This window comes from Cognatilysobacter terrigena, assembly GCF_004361065.1.
GTDB classification, from domain to species: domain Bacteria; phylum Pseudomonadota; class Gammaproteobacteria; order Xanthomonadales; family Xanthomonadaceae; genus Cognatilysobacter; species Cognatilysobacter terrigena.
In genome coordinates, this window is record NZ_SELT01000003.1 from 44,278 (window position 1) to 58,662 (window position 14,385).

A 14,385-nucleotide genomic window follows, 5' to 3' on the forward strand; every position below is an offset into this window, starting at 1 on the left:
GCACAGGAGCCGGCCCATGAGCATCATGGAGCGCATCCAGGCGGAGATCGACCGCCACCCCGTCGTCCTCTTCATGAAGGGTACGCCCCAGTTCCCGATGTGTGGCTTCTCCAGTCGAACGGTGCAGGCGCTTCGCCAGGCGGGCGCCACCGAGCTGCACACGATCAACGTGCTCGAAGACCCCGAAGTGCGTGCGAACCTGCCGCGCCTGTCGAACTGGCCGACGTTCCCGCAGCTCTTCATCAACGGCGAGCTGATCGGCGGCTGCGACATCACGCTGGAGCTGCTGGAGTCCGGCGAGCTCGCGCGCATCGTCAGCGAGACGCAGGCTTCGTGAGCGAGTCGGCGTCCCGCGTTCTCGACGGCCGCGTCGTCCTCGTCACCGGCGCGCATGGCGGCTTCGGCAGTGCCGTCGCGCTGGCGTGCGCGCAGGCGGGCGCGACGGTCGTTCTGCTCGGCCACAAGGTCCCGAAGCTCAACCGGCTTTACGACCGGTTGTCCGCTGTGGGTCCGGAACCGGCGATCTATCCGCTCGATCTCGAAGGCGCGTCGCCCGATGACCATGCCGAGCTCGCGGAACGACTGGAGTCCAGCTTCGGTCGTCTCGACGGCATCGTCCACTGCGCCGCCGAGTTTCGTGGCCTGACACCGACGGTGCATGCCGACCCGGCCGACTTCGCACGCTCGATCCACATCGGCCTCACCGCGGCGGGGTGGCTGACGCAGGCGACGCTGCCGCTGCTGGGCAAGTCGAACGACGCGGCCGTCGTGTTCACGCTCGACAGCCCCGAGCGCGTCGGCGCGGCGTACTGGGGCGGCTACGGCGTCTCGCAGTTCGGGCTGCAAGGTGCGGTCCGCATCCTCCACGCCGAGCTCGCGAACGGGCCGGTGCGCGTCGCCGGCCTGATGCCGGGCCCGATGCGGACGACGCTTCGCGCGCGGGCGTGGGTCGAAGAAACCGACCGCCAGGCGGTCGACCCGTCGGTGTACGCGCCGGCCGTTGTCACGCTGTTGTCGGAATCGGGGCGCGCGCACCGCGGCACGATCTGGTCGCCGACCGCCGCCGAGCTGGCCACGGCCGTCGCATGACCGTCGCCTCGGCCGCGCTGCTGCTGTTCCTGATCCTCGACCCGCTCGGGAACATCCCGGTCTTCCTCAGCCTGCTGCGGACCCTGCCGCCGCGCCGTCAGCGCGTGGTGCTCGTCCGCGAGCTGCTGATCGCGCTCGGCGTGCTGTTCGCCTTCCTGTGGGGTGGCAAGTACGCGCTGGAGCTGATGCACCTGCGTCAGGAGTCGGTTTCGATCGCGGGCGGCATCGTCCTGTTCCTGATCGGCATCCGCATGATCTTCCCGCCGCCGGAAGGCTTGATGGGCGAGATCCCGGACGGCGAACCCTTCATCGTCCCGATGGCGATCCCGCTGATCGCGGGGCCGTCGGGCATGGCGGCGGTGATGCTGATGGGCAGCAACGAGCCCGGTCGACTGGGCGAGTGGAGCGTCGCCTTGCTCATCGCCTGGGCGGGGACGGCAACCATCCTGTTCTTCGCGACGGTGCTCTATCGCTTCCTCGGCAAGCGGGTGCTGACCGCCATCGAGCGGCTGATGGGCATGCTGCTGGTCGCCATCTCCGTCCAGATGTTCCTTGACGGACTGTCGGCCTATCTCCGCTGAAATCTTCAGGCCGTCCGTCGGCCGGCGCGTTTTACGTTCCGTCACGCGCCTGTCACGAAACGGCCCTAGCGTGTTAACCTGATCTTAACCACAGCCGGGACGGGGAGTTCCGGTTGTGCCATTCCGTCTGATCGCGTCCACCGAGGCCTCCCGTATGTCCCATACCAGCCGCCTGCGGCTGTCCAAGCTGACGCTTGGCCTGTTCACCGCCCTTGCCGCCGCCAATGCGTTCGCGCAGAGCACGTCCGCCGGTGTCGGCGGTACCGTCACCGATGCAGGCGGCCGGCCTGTCGCCGGTGCGGACGTCTCCATCGTCCATGTGGAATCGGGCACGGTGAGCCACGTTACGACTGACGCCAATGGGCGCTATGCGGCGCGCGGACTTCGCGTTGGCGGTCCGTACACGATCACCGTCACGCACGACGGTCAGAAGGACGTCGAGAACAACATTTATCTCGAGCTGAACTCCGCCGCGAACGTCGATGCCAAGTTGGGTGGTAGCTCGACGCAGCTCGATACGGTGGTGGTGACGGGCGCACGTCTCGCGGCGACCTTCAACCCGGATAACAAGGGCGTCGGTACGTCGGTCAGCGGCCGCAAGCTGGAGACTGCGGTCAGCGGCAATCGGTCGATCGATGACATTGCTCGCCTCGACCCGCGCATTACCGTAACGGACCAGAACGACGGTTCGATCTCGGTCGCCGGTCAGAACAACCGCTACAACAACATCAGTGTCGACGGCCTGTCCCAGACGGACCCGTTCGGCCTGAATGCCAACGGCCTCCCGTACACGAGTTCGCCGATCTCGGCTGACACGATCGCGGCGTACGACATCAAGGTTGCGGACTTCGACGTAACCTCCGATTCGGTTGGCGCAAACATCAACGCCGTCACGAAGTCCGGTACGAACGACTTCCACGGATCGGTGTACTACGCACTGAGCAATGCCAGCAACATGGTCGGCCGCCTGGGGGGGCCGGAATACAAGGGCTACGATCAGAACACCACGAAGGGCTTCACCTTCGGTGGTCCGCTGTTGCGTGATCGCCTGTTCTTCTTCACATCGTACGAAGATCAGGAAATCACGAACATCGCGGGCGTGGGTACGGACGCAATCAGCTCAGGAAAGTTGACGCAAGCGCAGGCGGACTCCGTCGCGTCTGCCTTCAAGCAGATCGGTGTGGATCCCGGCACGCAGATCCAAGCCAACCTCGCCGACAAGCGCTACATCGCCAAACTCGACTGGAACATCAGCGAGAATCAGCGCGCCTCGTTTACCTATCAGCGGACGAAGGAAACCAAGCCAACGCCGTACAGCTCGTACGCGAAAGACTATAGCGTCATTGAGCCGAGCAATTGGTATACGGTTGCGAGCCAGACTGACAACTATGCGCTGCAGGTCTTCAGTGACTGGACCGAGAACTTCAGCACGGAGCTGAAGATCGGCTACCAGAAGTACAACGCGAACACCGGTGCAGCTCTCGACCAGCCGGAAGTCTATGCCTGCTTCACGGCCGTCGCGAGCAACTGCCCGAATAACCCCGCCAATATTTCTTCGAGCACCCCGTGGGTCATTGCGGGCGAGGATCGCTTCCGTCACGAGAACAGCGTGGCTAGCAAGCGCCTGACCGGTACTCTTTCGGGCATCTGGTATGTCGGCGATCACCGCGTGAAGGGTGGTGTGGATTTCGTCAGCAACGAGATCGCCAACGTGTTCGGCCAGCTGCTGCATGGTTCGTACGGCTTCTACGACAAGAACGGTAACGGCACGCCGGTCGACGAGATCCTTGCCAAGAACTACGGCACGTTCGTCAAGAACGTTATTCCGAACGGCGTTGACCTCAACACGTTCGCTGGTGCGTGGAAGTACACACAGGTCAGCCCGTTCCTGCAGGACACGTGGCAGGTCAACGACCGACTGTCGATCGTCTACGGCGTTCGCGCCAACTTCCCGAAGGCAGACCACGCGCCGCCGGTGGCGGGCTACCAGCTCACCGCCCAAACGCTGCCGAACGGCCAGTACAACCCCGCCAACCCGATCCAGCCGGGCGTGTGGGAGCACTACTACGGATATCCGTCGAACACGACGCTTGGCTCAAGCAACCGCGTCATCGAGCCGCGCTTCGCGTTCAACTACAGCTTCGATACCCCGCGTCAGCTTCAATTGCGTGGTGGTCTGGGCCTGTTCCAGAGCACGCCGCCGTACGTGTGGTTGACAAATCCGTACACGAACAATGGCGTTGTTTCGTCTAAGCAATACACCGGCACCAACCCGGTGACTGATCCGTTCAGTGCTGATCCCTACAATCAGCCTGGCGTCCAGTCGAGCGCGATTCCTGCGGGCGTCTGTACGCGTGGCGGCAACTGCCAGATCGACGTGTTGGATCCGAACTTCAAACTTCCGAGCGCGTGGAAGTTCAGCCTCGGTCTCGACGGTGAGCTGCCGTGGTGGGGCTTGGTCGGCACCGTCGAGTACATGCACATCAAGAACAAGAACGCGATCGCGTACTTGCTCCCGAACGTAGGCACCCCGAAGGGCACACTGCCTGACGGCCGCCTGTCGTACTGGCAGACCTATCCGAACGCGAACCCGGCGCAGATCGGTAACGGTTCGAACAACGGCGCGTACCCGGAGCTCAATACACGCTCGACTCTGCTTACGAACACCGATCTCGGTGGCTCTGACTCGCTCACATTGAGCGTCGGCCGGTCGATGCCGAAGGGCTTCAGCGGCAATTTCAGCGTCACCTACACGCGCAGCACCGAGGTCAACTCAGGAAGTAGTTCGCAGGCGTATTCGAACTACAACTATGTGCCGCGCATCAACCCGAACGAGATTGTCAACGCACCGTCGCGCTACGACATTCCGCTGTCGGTGAAGACGTCGCTGAGCTGGGACCATGCGTTCTTCGGCGACAACCGGACAACGATCAGCCTGTTCTATAACGGCCACAGCGGTCAGCCGTATAGCTGGGTGTTCGGCACCGACGTAAACGGCGATGCTGTCGGTACTAACGTTGACCTTGCCTACATCCCGCTGGTTAACGATCCGATCGTCACGTACAAGGCGGGGACGACAGCTGCGCAGATCAACGCGTTCCAAGAGTTCATCTCGCACGATCCTTACTTGCAGTCTCGTCGCGGTCAGATCGCGGAACGCGGTCAGTCCCGCCAGCCTTGGGTCAACCAGCTGGATGTCGGCTTTCAGCAGGAGTTCCCGGGTTTCGTCGCGGGCAATAAGTTCGTGGTTCGGCTCGATATCTACAACTTCCTCAACTTCCTGAACAAGGATTGGGGTACGCAGGAAGGCTTGGGCTTCTTCGGTACTCGCCGCCTCGCAAACGTCGCCGACGTCGCGAATGGTCAGTACGTCTACGACCTGGGCACGCCCGCCTCGCCGTCGTTGCAGAACTTCGGCATCTATGACACGTATACGAATCCGCAGCGCGTCGTCTCCCGCTGGCAGGCTTTGTTTACGGTCAAGTACAAGTTCTAAGCGACGCACGCAGTACCGAAAACGGCCGGGCTCGCCCCGGCCGTTTTCTTTTGCGGGGACGGCGCGTGCGCTAGAGTCCGCGGACACATGAACGACAAGAAGACAGCAAGCGGAATGAGCGCAGTGACCGAAGCACCCACCAGCACCATCCTTCCGACCGTCGATGCGCGGATCTACCCGCGCAACGGTCTCGACATCCTGTCGCGCACCGAGGTCGCGCGCCTGCGCGACGCCTCGAGCGGCGGCATGCACGAACTTCTGCGTCGATGCGCGCTAGCCGTGCTGACCAGCGGCAGCACCAGCGACGACCCGCGCGCCGCGCGCGAGCTGTATCCCGACTTCGACATCCAGGTACAGCAGCAGGACCGTGGCGTCCGCATCGACCTGGTCAAGGCGCCCGCGATGGCGTTCGTCGAAGGCGAACTCATCCAGGGTGTCGCCGAGCTACTCGCCGCCGTGGTGCGTGATCTCGCGTACACCGCGATCGAGCTCGGCCACGACTGCAATCGCGATCTCGAGAGCAGCGACGGCATCACCGACGCCGTGTTCGGCCTGCTGCGCAATGCACGCGTTCTGACGCCGGGCGACCCGAATCTCGTCGTCTGCTGGGGCGGTCACTCCATCAATCGCGATGAGTACCTCTACACCAAGCAGGTGGGCTACGAGCTCGGCCTGCGCGGCATCGACATCTGCACGGGCTGCGGCCCCGGCGCGATGAAGGGCCCGATGAAGGGCGCGACCATCGCGCACGCGAAGCAGCGCCGTCGTCGCATGCGTTACATCGGCATCACGGAGCCCGGCATCATCGCCGCCGAGTCGCCGAACCCGATCGTCAACCACCTCGTGATCATGCCGGACATCGAGAAGCGCCTCGAGGCGTTCGTCCGCATGGCGCACGGCATCATCGTGTTCCCGGGCGGCGTCGGCACGGCGGAGGAGATCCTCTACATCCTCGGCATCCTGCTGCGTGAGGAAAACAAGGATCTGCCGTTCCCGCTGATCCTCACGGGTCCGACTGCGTCGGCGCCGTACTTCGAGCAGATCGACCAGTTCCTGCGGCTCACGCTGGGCGAGGCGGCGACGTCGCGTTACGAAATCATCGTCGGCGACCCGGCTGAAGTCGGGAAGCGCATGTCCAAGGGCCTGCGCCGCGTTCGCGAGCATCGCATCGCGCATCGCGATTCGTTCTTCTTCAACTGGTCGGTCGACGTGCCGCTCGCGTTCCAGCGTCCATTCGTGCCGACGCACGAGGCGATGGCGTCTCTCGACCTGCACCACGGTCGCAAGCCGCATGAACTGGCGGCGGATCTCCGCCGTGCGTTCTCGGGCATCGTCGCCGGTAACGTGAAGGAAGACGGCATCCGCCGCGTGGAAGAGCACGGCCCGTTCGAAATCCATGGCGACGTCGACATCATGCAGGCGCTCGACGCGCTGTTGCGTGCGTTCGTCGAACAGCACCGCATGAAGATCGCGGGCGACTATCGACCGTGTTATCGCGTGGTGACCTGAGTTCGCGAGTTTGCCGGGCGAGGGCGGGGCAGGCGGACGGTGGCGACGTAGTGTTCGCCGACCGTCTGCGTTTCGACACGCCCGGCACCATTGGTAAGCGCATCCACGCGCGCCTGCGCAGCACGAACGCCGACGCCGTGCCCCGGCGTCGAGCGCTCGCTTCCGAGCACCAGTGGGCTGCGCACGCGAATCAGGATCCAGTCGGGATCCGACTCGAGCGCGATGTCGACCGTTCCTCCGCGTTCGACGCGTTCGATGCTGTGATGGATCGCGTTTTCGACGAGAGGTTGCAGCGATAGCGCAGGCACTTTGACGCGTGGCAATTCCGGCGGCAGCGACCATTGCACGCGCAGACGGTCGCCGAAACGCAAGGACTCGATATCGAGATACGCCTTCGTGATGTCGATTTCGTCGCGAAGCTCGACGACCTGAGGTTTTGCGAGCGCGGTGCGCACGAGTTCTGCAAGTCCCAGCAGGACGGTCTCGGCCTTGTCCGGCTGCTGATGCACCAGTGCCACCGCGGTGTTCAACGCGTTGAAGAGAAAATGGGGATGCACGCGAGCCTTCAGCGACTCGAGTTGCGCCTGCTTCGCTTCGAGAGCGAGCTGCTTCGATCGCCAGTGGTTCTGGAGACTGAGCAGTCCTAGCGAACCCGCGATCGCGACGATCCCCACGGAGCGCCAAACGAGCGAATGCCATTCGCGGGGAGAGAGTTGGACGACAGGCTCGAAGACGTACCGCGTCACGACCGCGACGACGACCGTGCTCGCAAGCATCAGGCTGAAAGCGATGTACGCGGCGGTCGGAGCCGGCAGTGGCGCCAAGGGGCGCCGCGCGACGTAAAGCGAGATCACCGTGAGCAGTACGACGACCTGTGTCGCAAGAGAGACCACCGCGAAGCGATCCAGCATGTTCGGCGTTTCGAGCGCCAGCGTCAGGATCGCGGCCAGAAACTCCCCGGCGACCATCACCGCCAGCAGCGTGCGGGTGTCACGCCATAGCAGAGGCAGGGCGTTTTCGTGCGGCGTATCACGGTCCGACGCCGCGGCCGCGCGGCGGCTGGATTTGTCAGGGTTCAATGGGCGCCTCGTTCATACCCGAAATGCGACCGCCGGTCTCGAAGTCCTTGCCGTGGACCGGGACGGCCCTAGCATGTCCATCAGGAGAAAAGGGGACGTCATGCGGCACCATACAGCCAGAGCGCGCGGGGCAGCAGGGTTCACGCTGATCGAACTGATGGTGACGGTCGGCGTCATGGCCATCCTCGCCGCGATCGCGTTTCCGAGCTTCCAGGGCGTCATGCGCTCTAACCGGCTTGCCACGACAACGAACCAGGTGCTCGGTGCGCTGGCGCTGGCGCGGGCCGAAGCGATTCGCAATACCCGCGGCGCCGGTGTCTGCCCCAGCACGGACGGCTCGTCCTGCGCATCCAGCACGAATTGGACCACTGGCTGGCTCGTGTGGTCGGACGTCAACGGCAACGGCACGTACGACGGTTCAAGCACCGATACCGCGCTTCGCTTCGTGCAGGGAAATCCCAAGGTCACCATTACGGGTCCGTCCGGCGCCGCCGCTGTGCGTTTCGACGCGCGCGGTCGCCTTGCCAACACCGCGCAGACCATCACCCTTCAGCCTGACACGTGCGGCTCGCAGGCTCTGCGCCGCACGCTGACCATCAGCGCGACAGGCCAGGTGCGCAAGAACGGGAGTCTCGCAGCATGTTCGTAAGTCGCCGCCGTCGAGCCACGTCCCCGGATCGCGCCCAGCGTGGCTTCAGCCTGATCGAAGTGATGGTCGCGGTGCTGATCCTCGCGATCGGCTTGCTCGGTTTTGCGTTGATGCAGACCATGGGCATACGTTTCGCAGAGAGTTCCAATTACCGAACGCAGGCGATCAATTTGGCGTACGACCTCCTGGACCAGATGCGCGCGAATCGTCTGCTTGCTGCTCAGTACCAGAACGCCACGTTTGCAAGCGGCACGGCGCCGGCCGCCTGCGCGCCGCCGACGGGCACGGTCACCATCGCGACGCGCATCACCGACTGGCAGTGTCGCGTGCGTTTGGCCTTGGGCGACGGAGCGTCGGCGTCGGTGACCTACAACAACGGACAGGCGACCGTGACGATCAATTGGGACGATCAGCGTTGGGAAGCGAACTCGGCACGCAAGACCGGCACATTCAATACCGGGCAGGTCAGCTTGGGGACCCAACTGTGACGGCCCGGGTTAAGCGCGCCCGAGGTTTTTCGCTGATCGAGCTCATGGTCGCACTGTTGATCGGTGCGATTCTGACGATCGGCATCGTGCAGGTGTTTTCCGCTTCGCGTACCTCGTACGCCATGGTGGAGGGCATGAGTCGGGTGCAGGAGAACGCGCGCTTCGCAGTGGATGCGCTGGAGCGTGACCTGCGCATGGTCGGTCACTACGGTTGCGTGAACGACCAGTTTCGACTGATGACCACGGGTGAACTCAATTCCCATTTCGCGACCACCGGTGCGCTCGACTTCAATCGTTCGATCCAAGGCTACGAAGCGACGAATACCGGGCCGGGGAACACGCTGAACTTGGCGTCGCCGACAGCGGGCTGGTCGCCGGCGCTGCCAACGTGGATCACGTCGCTGAACCCTGCGCCCGCCGCTGGCAGCGACGTCATCGTCTTGCGCTATCTGACGCCCGAAGGCATTCCCGTCACCGGGTTTGGCACATCAGGCACCGACGTCACCTTGTCCGTCGATTCGAGCAAGTGGTCGGTCCTCACGCAGAACGGTGTCGCGAACCCCGCCTTGTTCGGGGTCGCCGATTGCACCAATGCCGACATCTTCGAGGCGAAGGCTGTGGCCGGCGGCGTCGTGACCACGGGTGCCGGTGCGCTGAACACGACTGCGATCGATTTCGCCAGTCGATACACCGCAAGCCCTGCCGGCCAGACGGTTCTGTATCGCGCGGAAGCAGTGGCGTATTACGTCGCGAACGGTACGAACGGTCGATCGCTATATCGCGCGCGGTTTACGCCGGCGGTTAATGGCACCGCTGTGCCTGGGCCGGGCATCGCGCCTGAAGAGCTCGTGGACGGCATCGAGACGATCCAACTCCTTTACGGTCAGGACCAGTCGACAGACGTGAATCGTCCGACCGGCCATATCGGCACTCAGGAGAAGGCCGATGCGACGGGTCTGGGCACGGTCGAAACGAATTGGCGGCGCGTCGGGCAAGTGCGTCTGGGCGTTGTCGCGGTGAGCCCGGATTCCGCAGCGGCTGGGACAACGACGTCCACCACGGACACGAACCTTCAGGTGGTGGGCGTAACCGTGACCCGCCCTGCCGATCGCCGCTATCGCGCGTTCTACGACGCCACGATCGCACTGCGCAATCGCCTCTCGAGCACGAACTGAACGCCATGCGAAAAACCCCTTCCATTGCGGGACGTCGGCAGCAGCGAGGCGCCGTGCTGTACGTGGCGCTCATCATGCTCGTCATCATCGCGTTGCTCGGGATCTCGGGCATGCAGGTCGCGACGATGCAGGAAAAAATGTCGTCCAACTACGTCAATACGAACATCGCGTTCCAGAATGCGGAACAGGTCGCGCGAGGCGCTGAGTGCTATCTCGACGCGCGAGTCAACCGCACGTCAACGGCATGCGCACCCGCTTCGACACAGATCGAGGAGATCTGTCAGAGCAGTTTCGACGCGACGAGCTGGGCGAAGGGCATGGCGATGAATACGCCCGCCACTAATTCGATCAGCATGAGGTCGATCGGCAAGTGCATTTCCGGCCAGTCGAGCCTAGCGATGGGGCGCGAAGCCGAAAAGGGCGGCGATCCGAATCCCGTGTTCGAGATCACTGCGTACGCGACCGATGACACGACAAACCCGACAGCCGATTCGGCAGTCGACACCATTTTCATGCCTTGAGGCGTCTGCAGCCATGCGCGCAAAGACTCCAATCATTCTCGCCACGACGGCGGCCATCCTTGGTCTCGGCGGCTATTTCGCCTATTCGGTACTCGCGACCCAAGGCGCGGGCACGCTTGCACAAGCGCCGCTAAACATCGAAGCGAACATCAAGCCCGCTTTCATCATGGCGGTCGACGATTCGAACTCCATGACGTTCGAGCGCCTGTTCGCCGGCGGTGACGGCAAGATGCGTTGGAACACGACGAACAACAGCTTCTTCAGCTCTGCGGGCGTCTTTTACGACGTCGGTGCTCCGTGTACCGGCAACGACACCGATTGCTACGTTTATCTGTACCCGCACAACGGCTACAACGACGCCTACACCCCCGGCGAGGCGATCCCGCCGCTGGATAGTCTGGGTTTCGCGCGATCGCCCGCCTACAACAAGACCTACTTCAATCCCAGCGTCACCTACGAGCCGTGGCTCAACGGTGATGGGTCGAGTTGGCCGAACGCCACGATCAATGCGGTGCGCGCCGATCCCCGTAACCCGACCACGTACGGCACGACCGGCAGCACGACCTCGACTAAAGCGTATTCGGTCGTCTACGACCTGACGCAAAACCGCGCGTCGACGACAGAGGGGTTTCGGATGCAGGCCGGTATGGCCATTCCGGATCTGAGTTCGCGCGGCATGCGATATCGCACGACTGCCAATGGCAACTGGACTACGTCCGCCGCGACTGCAACGAACGCGGTCTACTACTTCGACTACTTCCCGGCGACGTTCTACCTGCCGGCGAACGACCCGGCGCCTACGGGGTATAAGACCGCTGACGCAAACCGTCCCGTGGTCGCCAATGCGTGCGGTCCAGGTTGCGACTTGCGTCGCTACGAGATCAAGTCCGCGAATTACAACACGTCCGCCGACTATGACGCGGCGATCCAGAACTTTGCCAACTGGTTCCAGTACCACCGCGACCGCGTGCTGGCGACGATCGGGTCGATGACGCATGCGCTTTCCGACGTGAGCAACATGCGCGTCGGATATTTCACGATCAACAATCGTGTCAACGCGACCATGGACGACATGGGCGTCCAATCGGAAAAAAACGCCCTCTATGCCCAAATCATGGGGCTGTATACCAGTGGCGGCACCCCGAACCGCCAAGCGGTAGCGGCGCTCGGCGCACAGTTCGCTCGAACTGACGCGAACGCGCCGGTGCAGCTGGCCTGTCAACGCAACTCAGGCATGTTGTTTACGGACGGCTACACCAATTCGGGCAACATCTCCACGGTCGGGAACACTGACGGCGCGTTGAGCGCGCCATTCGCCGACAACTACGCAGACACGATTGCGGACATCACAGCCAAGTATTACTCGGGCACAGGGGTTCCGCTGCGCTCCGGGACGGGTTTCCCGGCGGGCAAGGTGAAGGTTCCGGACCAGTGCGCGACGCTCGATCCCACGACAGCGGCGTACAAGCGACTGGATTGCCAGACGAACCTGCACATGAATTTCTATGGGATCACGCTCGGTGCGGCCGGCCGCATTTACGGCGTGAATTCAGCCGCCACGAGCGATCCGTACGCCAACCCGCCTAACTGGAACAGTTTGCCGAACCCGACCGGTGTTGATGACGGCACCGTGATCGACGAGATGTGGCACGCCACCATCAACAGCCGTGGCGCGTTCATCAACGCTTCGACTCCGAATGAAGTAACGAACGCAATGCGACGCGTCATCGATGCGGCCCGAAATGGCGACTCGCCCTCCGGCGGTATCGGTATCACGGGCGCGCGCATCGGCGCGGGCTCGCTCACGATCGTGCCGGAGTACAGCTCGACGAATAACGGCACCGACTGGTACAGCCGCCTTACCGGTTATCGTGTTGCGACTGACGCGACGACTGGCGCGGTGACCTTTACCAATATCTGGGAAGCGAGTGCTCAGCTGGGCGCTGCCACTTCGCGCCGCATCTTCCGGGCCAAGACCAGCGGGACAGTCACGCCGAACGTCTCCGCGTTCGATTCCTCGTCGGTCACGGCGGCGGATCTCTGCGCAGACTCGCTTGCGCTTTGCACCGCGGGCGGTGTGACCAACGGCATTGTCGGGTCAGGCAGCAAGCTCAGCATCACGATCGCGGACGCGGTCAACTATCTCCGCGGCGATCAGACGCTCGAGGCGACCAAGCTGCGTACTCGTACGTCGCGCCTGGGCGACATAGTGAATTCCACACCCGTGGTCTCGTCGCCTTTCATCGACTTCGGCTATCGCTCGATCCGCACGACGTCGGGCGGCACCACGACTTACCCATACCAGACGTCGTACGCCGCGTTCCTGACCAGCAAGGCGTCGACCACGTCGGTCGTCTATGCCGGCGCCAACGACGGCATGTTGCACGCCTTCAACGGTGACACCGGCGGCGAGTTGTTCGCGTACATCCCGTCGATGGTGCTGGGGCATATGGGCAACTTGTTGTTCCCATACGACCCGGCGCGCCAAGGCGATCAGATCGCGCGTCACAAGTACTACACGGATGGCCCGGTCACTGTGGCAGATGCCTATATCAGTGGCGCGTGGAAAACCGTCTTGGTCGGGACGGCTGGCGCGGGCGGACGTGGTGTGTTTGCACTCGACGTGACGACGCCATCGTCGTTCGGAACAGGCAACGTCCTCTGGGAGGTGAATTCCCAAGTCACGACGCCGTCGAATGTCGACGGGAATATGGGCTTCGTGTTGGGCCGTCCTGTGATCGTGCCGGTGATGGATTCCACGGGCGTTCGATGGAAGGCGATCTTCGGCAACGGTTACAACAGCACGAACCAGCGCGCGGTTCTGTTCGTCGTGGACCTGCAGACGGGTGCGCCGACGATGATTACGGCGCAGGAGACCGGTCGATCCGGTATTGCCAATGGGTTGGGCAACATTGCGGTGCTCGACAGCTGGATCGGCAACACGAAGGGCACGGCCGAACTGAGTGGTCGCGACGGTCTGGCGGACACGGTGTATGCCGCGGACCAGAACGGCGCCATCTGGAAGTTCGATCTCCGCGACAACACTGTGCCGTCTACGCCGTTCTTCATCGCGACGGATCCCTCGGGCGCGCGTCAGCCGATTCTCGGCGGTATCGAGGCCGGTGCGGGTCCGGGCGGCGTCATGGTGTACTTCGGAACGGGCAGCTTCTCATTCGAGAGCGACAAGACCGATACGCAGATCCAGTCGTTCTACGGCGTCAACGATCGCGGTTCGAATGTTGCGCGGTCGCAGCTCGTGCGCCAGACGCTGACCGACAATGGTGCCGTACGCACCATGTCGGCGAATGGCGGCAACGCCTACGGCTGGTACGTCGACCTGGGCGCGATTTCCGGAACCACGGTGACTGCAACGGGCGAGCGTTCGGTCGGCTATCCGCGCGTCGAGAACGGCGTCGTGTTTTTCGCGACGTACCAGCCGACGACCGCCGTCGACTGCGACGGTGACGGTACGAATCGGATTTACGGCGTGAGCGCGGTGTCTGGTGCCTCGTCGATGGACTCGGTGCGTATCGGCTCACTGACGGGCTCTACTCCAGCAGCGGGTACGAATGGGTTCGCGCTGAATACGGGTGGCTCCGCACCGGTCAAGGACATCGCTGTCCTGTCGACCCCACGGCAGCAACCGTTGGCATCGGGCGCCACGACTGCCGAGCAGGCGGCCGCGCTCGCGATGCGGTGCTCCTCGATCGTCCAAGTAGCTGGCGCGCCCCCGATGTATCTGCCGCGCGCATGCGGCCGACAGTCGTGGCGTCAGGTACGCTGACGATGCCTATCCGT

The 14,385-nt window shown here is 63.4% G+C and carries 11 protein-coding genes; 10 read left to right on the top strand and 1 reads right to left on the bottom strand.

Annotated features, from left to right (window positions below):
* Window positions 1-16 precede the first annotated feature (16 nt).
* The 5 genes from grxD to ppnN all read left to right on the top strand — a co-directional run bounded on the left by grxD (window position 17) and on the right by ppnN (window position 6,675).
* Window positions 17-337, top strand: a complete 321-nt coding sequence (gene grxD / locus EVS83_RS03270) for a Grx4 family monothiol glutaredoxin (RefSeq protein ID WP_133499576.1) — start codon at window positions 17-19, stop codon at window positions 335-337.
* Window positions 334-1,089 (top strand): SDR family NAD(P)-dependent oxidoreductase, encoded by a 756-nt coding sequence (locus EVS83_RS03275; protein WP_133499578.1) that lies wholly within the window; start codon window positions 334-336, stop codon window positions 1,087-1,089. The genes grxD and EVS83_RS03275 overlap by 4 nt, the downstream gene beginning before the upstream one ends.
* Window positions 1,086-1,670, top strand: a complete 585-nt coding sequence (locus EVS83_RS03280) for a YhgN family NAAT transporter (protein ID WP_133499580.1) — start codon at window positions 1,086-1,088, stop codon at window positions 1,668-1,670. The genes EVS83_RS03275 and EVS83_RS03280 overlap by 4 nt, the downstream gene beginning before the upstream one ends.
* Window positions 1,671-1,824: 154 nt before the next feature.
* Window positions 1,825-5,166, top strand: coding sequence for a TonB-dependent receptor (locus tag EVS83_RS03285; RefSeq protein WP_133499582.1), 3,342 nt, complete (start codon window positions 1,825-1,827; stop codon window positions 5,164-5,166).
* 114 nt (window positions 5,167-5,280) lie between these two features.
* On the top strand, window positions 5,281-6,675 hold the full coding sequence (ppnN, locus tag EVS83_RS03290) for a nucleotide 5'-monophosphate nucleosidase PpnN (RefSeq protein ID WP_133499584.1): 1,395 nt from the start codon (window positions 5,281-5,283) through the stop codon (window positions 6,673-6,675).
* On the opposite strand, the gene EVS83_RS03295 is transcribed toward ppnN, so the two are convergent.
* Window positions 6,657-7,754, bottom strand: coding sequence for a sensor histidine kinase (locus EVS83_RS03295; protein WP_133499586.1), 1,098 nt, complete (start codon window positions 7,752-7,754; stop codon window positions 6,657-6,659). The genes ppnN and EVS83_RS03295 overlap by 19 nt on opposite strands.
* Window positions 7,755-7,827: 73 nt before the next feature.
* Here EVS83_RS03295 and EVS83_RS03300 point away from each other — a divergent pair, with 73 nt between their 5' ends.
* The 5 genes from EVS83_RS03300 to EVS83_RS03320 are packed head-to-tail and all read left to right on the top strand — an operon-like array spanning window position 7,828 to window position 14,371.
* Window positions 7,828-8,403, top strand: a complete 576-nt coding sequence (locus tag EVS83_RS03300) for a GspH/FimT family pseudopilin (protein ID WP_425456057.1) — start codon at window positions 7,828-7,830, stop codon at window positions 8,401-8,403.
* Window positions 8,394-8,891 (top strand): type IV pilus modification protein PilV, encoded by a 498-nt coding sequence (gene pilV, locus EVS83_RS03305; protein ID WP_133499588.1) that lies wholly within the window; start codon window positions 8,394-8,396, stop codon window positions 8,889-8,891. Before EVS83_RS03300 ends, pilV begins: the two co-directional genes overlap by 10 nt.
* The gene (locus EVS83_RS03310) at window positions 8,888-10,066 is read left to right on the top strand and encodes a PilW family protein (RefSeq protein ID WP_133499745.1); all 1,179 of its coding nucleotides are present in this window, start codon (window positions 8,888-8,890) and stop codon (window positions 10,064-10,066) included. The genes pilV and EVS83_RS03310 overlap by 4 nt, the downstream gene beginning before the upstream one ends.
* Window positions 10,067-10,071: 5 nt before the next feature.
* Window positions 10,072-10,587, top strand: coding sequence for a pilus assembly PilX family protein (locus EVS83_RS03315; protein ID WP_133499590.1), 516 nt, complete (start codon window positions 10,072-10,074; stop codon window positions 10,585-10,587).
* A gap of 13 nt (window positions 10,588-10,600) precedes the next feature.
* On the top strand, window positions 10,601-14,371 hold the full coding sequence (locus tag EVS83_RS03320) for a pilus assembly protein (RefSeq protein ID WP_133499592.1): 3,771 nt from the start codon (window positions 10,601-10,603) through the stop codon (window positions 14,369-14,371).
* Window positions 14,372-14,385 lie beyond the last annotated feature (14 nt).